Source organism: Streptomyces sp. NTD91 (assembly GCF_059510455.1).
Genome location: NZ_JCAJZW010000104.1, coordinates 1 through 4691 on the forward strand (window position 1 = coordinate 1; position 4691 = coordinate 4691).

4 protein-coding genes and 1 pseudogene are annotated in these 4691 nt (G+C 67.0%); 4 read left to right on the forward strand and 1 reads right to left on the reverse strand.

Annotation, left to right across the window (positions count from 1 at the left end; translation table 11 throughout):
- Positions 1 to 612 precede the first annotated feature (612 nt).
- Positions 613 to 1275, reverse strand: coding sequence for a hypothetical protein (locus AC5WRT_RS38690; protein ID WP_496101081.1), 663 nt, complete (start codon positions 1273 to 1275; stop codon positions 613 to 615).
- Positions 1276 to 1492: 217 nt separating this feature from the next.
- On the opposite strand from AC5WRT_RS38690, the gene AC5WRT_RS38695 reads away from it, so the two are divergent.
- The 4 genes and pseudogenes from AC5WRT_RS38695 to AC5WRT_RS38710 all read left to right on the forward strand — a co-directional run bounded on the left by AC5WRT_RS38695 (position 1493) and on the right by AC5WRT_RS38710 (position 4211).
- Complete coding sequence (locus AC5WRT_RS38695) at positions 1493 to 1651, forward strand: SAM-dependent methyltransferase (protein WP_496098884.1); 159 nt, start codon at positions 1493 to 1495, stop codon at positions 1649 to 1651.
- Positions 1652 to 1675: 24 nt separating this feature from the next.
- Positions 1676 to 2266: pseudogene (locus AC5WRT_RS38700) on the forward strand (transposase); the annotation flags it as partial.
- A 568-nt stretch (positions 2267 to 2834) separates the two neighbouring features.
- Positions 2835 to 3575, forward strand: coding sequence for an SAVMC3_10250 family protein (locus tag AC5WRT_RS38705; protein ID WP_496098885.1), 741 nt, complete (start codon positions 2835 to 2837; stop codon positions 3573 to 3575).
- Positions 3576 to 3647: 72 nt separating this feature from the next.
- Positions 3648 to 4211, forward strand: a complete 564-nt coding sequence (locus tag AC5WRT_RS38710) for a DinB family protein (RefSeq protein ID WP_496098886.1) — start codon at positions 3648 to 3650, stop codon at positions 4209 to 4211.
- Positions 4212 to 4691: the final 480 nt, after the last annotated feature.

The window sequence follows — 4691 nt, forward strand, 5'->3', positions numbered from 1 at the left end:
AACCACCTAGTGTTTGAAGATCGGTAGGCCGGATTTTGCTCACTTCACCTGAGCTGGCCGTGCTGGTGGGCTGGCTTCTCGGCAGCGGTTGTATCTGGCAGGACGGGCTCAGCTGCCTGACCGCCGGGTGACAGTGGGTGCGAGCGCATCGGTCAGGGAGGCGAGACTGGCGGGTGCATCACATTCCTGCCAGGAGCCGAAAGGCTTCGGCTTCTGGGATGGGGCAAGTTGCGGCCGTTCCGGCAGCGATTATGAGGGTCGAGAGTGCCTCCGGGGAGGGGGGATTTCGTTGTCTCACGCGAGTAGCCCGGACGGCGCGCTGGACTCAACGACCGGCGGGCGCGGACAGATTGCGGCCGTCCAAATGTCGGACAGGTCCTTGAGGCCGGAGCAGTGCTGCACGCCGCGCTCCGCCCCCAGGTCGTCCAATGGGCGTGTAGTGTCGGGTCTAGCCGTCGCTCTGGGACAGGAAGCCCCGCACACCCGACGTGCGCCAGAATCACCGGTACGGATTACTGACTTCGGCGTCGTAGGGTCTGGGCCTCGTCGGGCCTGGTGACGGGGTTCGTGATTTGACGGCTCGACAGGTAGTGCGAAGCGGCTCGGCGCGGGTCAGTACTTCACTGCGCAGTCTGCCCAGGCCGCCGCGAGGGCCGCCGGGATCTGCGGGATCGCCGCGCAGCCGCCCGGCGCGGCGGGGAAGCCGTTAGAGGCGATGAATTCCCAGCCGCCATCCGCGCCCTGGGAGAAGTACTTCATCGCAGAGCCCTCATCCTGGCTGGCGACGAGTTCGGCCTCGCTGGCGCCCGCGGTGGGCTCGAACTGCGCGGCGGCGTAGTGGACACCGTGGCAGATGCCGTAGAAGAAGGTCCCGGGTTCGGGCTGGATGTGCACCAGCTGCGGCTGGCTTTGGCGGCCGTAGGCGGTGGTGACGGCGGCCTTCTCCGCGGGCGTTACGACCAGCGAGCGGCAGTCGCTGTTGGCCGCGGCGGTCGAGTCGGCGGAGGGCGACCCGGAGGGCGCGGAGGGCTCCGACGACGCAGCAGGCGTGGAGGGCTCCGACGACGCAGCAGGCGCGGAGGGTGTGGAACTCGCGGAGCTTGCGGAACTCGCGGAGCTTGCGGAATGCGCAGAACCTGCGACGGAGGTGGTCGCGCCGCCCGAGTTGCACCCCGCCAGCAGCGCCGTCCCGGCCGCGGCGACCACCACCGCGCGAGCGGGGGCGGTGGCGAAGACAGTGTGCAGAGTACGAGCGCGGCTGCCGTGGTGTGTCACTGGAACCTCTCTAAAAGGACGGGCGGGGCCGCGTTCTTGGTCGAGCACAGCCTCTGCACACCTTGACGCCTGATCGGCCGGCCGAAGTTGCACGCCCATTCACTGCGCTGCCACTGCCCTACCCCAAGATCAGCGATGATCCATGTCGTTCGTCTCGACTGCGCATCGCCGGCCCCATGGAGATCACTCGTTGCTGCCGTCTGAAACGCCCGCGTGGATGAAGCTCGACGAGAACGATCGGAAGCCAGCCACCGGCCTGCAGACCCACCGCGCGCACTCCGCCCGCGTCTACGACTACACGCTGGGCGGCAAGAACAACTTCCGCTGCTCATGGCAGCAGACGTGCTCGCCTGGGACTGCAAATCGTTCGGTGTAACTCCCGATCATGGAAGACGCATCGATGAGCAGTGAGAACGTGGCCGCGCAGGAGGCTGCCGAGTCGGCAGCGGATGTGTCGGCAAGGGCCGTGGACGACCAGCTGATCGACGAGTTGGTGAGCCGGGTCCAGGCCGAGGGCCTGCAGCTGACCGGGGAGGGCGGAATGCTCCAGCAGCTGACCAAACGGCTGCTGGAGTCCGCCCCGGAAGGCGAGATCAGCGATCACCTCGGCTATGACAAGCACGGTCCGGCGGGCAAGGACGGCGGCAACTCCCGCAACGGCAAACGCTCCAAGACCGTGCTGACCGAGGTGGGTCCGGTGGAGATGGCCGTGCCTCGCGACCGGGACGGTTCGTTCGAGCCGAAGATCGTCAAGAAGCGGCAGAAGCGTCTGACCGGCGTCGACGAGATGGTGATCTCGCTGGCCGCCAAGGGCCTGACCACCGGTGAGGTCCAGACCCACCTCGCGGAGGTCCATGGCGCCGAGGTCTCCAGGCAGACGATCTCCACGATCACGGACAAAGTCTTGGAGGGCATGGCCGAGTGGCAGAACCGGCCTCTCGACGTCGTCTGTCCGGTGGTCTTCGTCGACGCCATCCACGTGAAGATCCGGGTTCTGTCGACGATCTTGGGATCCGGACCGTTGAGCGGGCTGGGCCGACTGTTCGCGATCAGGCATCGGGTGCTCTCGTGATGTGCTCCTGGAGCTGTTTCCGTACCTGTCCGCGCTGCTGATCGAGGAGGCCGAGCGACGGCCGGACAAGGTTGTACTGCGGGCACGAGCGCGGTCGGCGACGGGGGCCTGCCGCTGCGGTCATAGCTCGTCGCGGGTGCACGGCGGGTATGTACGCAAGCTGCGGGATGCCGCTGTGGGCGGTCTTGGTGTCGTGATCGACTTACACATACGTCGCTTCCGCTGTGAGAATCCCACCTGCCCGGCAGTGACGTTCGCCGAGCAGATCGCAGGGCTGACGACTCCGCACGGCCGCTCTACCCCTTTGCTGAGCGGGCTGTTGACACAGATCGGATTGGCGATGGCCGGCCGGGCCGGGGGCCCGCCTGGCGGCCGCGGTCGGCATCACCGTGGGCAGGGACACACTGCCCGGTTGCCGCCCGCTGTACGTTCGGCCGTTCTGATATGCAGTTGCTGCTGCCGCTGTCCCCTCAAGGAGGAAGCACTGATGCCTTTGCGCCGCGTACGGCCTGCCATGCGGGATCTGCTGTACCTGTCCGAGTCGAAGATGGGGGTCTTGGTACCTCAGCTTCCCGGGCGGATCGGTGACCGCCTCGGTCTGGAAGCGGGGCTCAATGCTGGCGTGCTGTCTGTGAAGGCCTCGATGGCCGGCGATAGCCGGACATCGCTCATCGGTGCGCTGGACGCCGTAGTGAAGATGATCGAGCGGAAGTACGGGCATCGGCAACGGACTGAACCGGGCTTGGCGGTCGGCCACTGGATCGAGTTCGACGAGGAATTCAGATTCGGCAGTGCCTGGCCGGGCGGTGACAGGGTGCGTGGCCATCCAGTGGTGGAGGGGCTCGTCTATTTCGCTGCCGCGCAGTACCCCGAGCAGCCGCCGTTTGTCCTCGTCGGCTCGTCAGCCCACGTTCTGGACCGTCGACGGGCGACGGGCGACGGAATCTCCGACGGCCAGCAGGTCGGTCACTACTATGTCGAAGCCATCCGTGCCTACGCTCACGCTCTGCAGCAACTCCCGGGACACGCAGCGATCGGATACCTCCCGGAACTCGGCGCCGCAGACCGCGCCCTGTCAGCCGTGACTCTGCTGTGCGAACTCGAGGCGCCGCATGCCGAAGGGTGGACACCACCAGTACGGCTTGGCGGAATTGCACGGATCCTTGCCGTGGACAACTCCGGCAGCATTCTGGCGACGCCCCTGTACATCGAGTACGCATCACGCTGATGGATGGATCCGGTGGGCTGCGGGCCTTGCGGAGGCCCGCAGCCAGATCCGCGTTGTCTGTAGTGTGCAGAAGTGACAAGAAGCGAGCGACTCGCGGAGCAGTTGGACTGGCACTGGCGCGAGAACCTGCGGCCGCGGCTGGCCGGTCTTACCGATGAGGAGTACTTCTGGGAGCCGGTGCGCGGCTGCTGGAGCATCCGCCCACGCGGCACGTCAGTCGCGGCGATACCGGCAGGATCGGGGGAGTGGACGGTGGACTACGCGTCCCCTGACCCGGTGCCGGCGCCGGTGACCACGATTGCCTGGCGGCTGGCGCACATCATCGTCTCGTGCCTGGGCTATCGGGTCGGATGGCACTTCCGCGGCCAGGACGTCGACTTCCAGACATTCGCCTACGCGGGGACCGCTGACGAGGCGCTAAGACAGCTCGATGAGATGTACGGGAGATGGAACGCGGGGGTCTGCGGGCTCTCGGACGCTGACCTGGAGAATCAGCCCGCGGTGGGTCCTGAGCGGTTTCCCATGGAGGGCATCGTTCTGCACGTCAACAGGGAGCTGATCCATCACGGCGCCGAGATTTCCCTGCTGCGCGACCTCTACCGCTGGCAGGGCGGAGCCGCACCGCGCCGAGTATGATTTTTCGGGGCGATCGAGGTTCGGAAATTTGCGTGGGCTCCACCGTCGCGCATCCGGCGCGCCCCGTCGGCAGCTGGCGTAGGCCACCACGGCCGCCCCGAGCAGTCTCACCGCACGGGGGACCCCGGCCGTGACCGCGGGCGGCGGCACGGCTCTTTGCTTGGTGGCCGGCACGATGTGAGACAGAGGCCCACGAGGGTCGGGGGCAGGCACCCGGCATCCAGAACGGCCGCGCGGACGGAACGTCTGTGCATTCGGCCCTGCCGCGGTTGCGTGAACGACAGGTGCCCGGTGCTCGGGTGACGAGGAATTGTCAAGACCTGTGGTTCGCGGGTTCGCGCCGTTGGCCGGGTTGCCGGGCGGAGTGTCCTTTATGGTCGTTGCGAGGGCAGCGGCTGAAGCTCGGGCCAGTGGGTAAGCATGCTCTCGCGCATGGCCGCGGCGAGCCGTCCGAGATCCTTCAGTTCGCTGCTTCCGGCG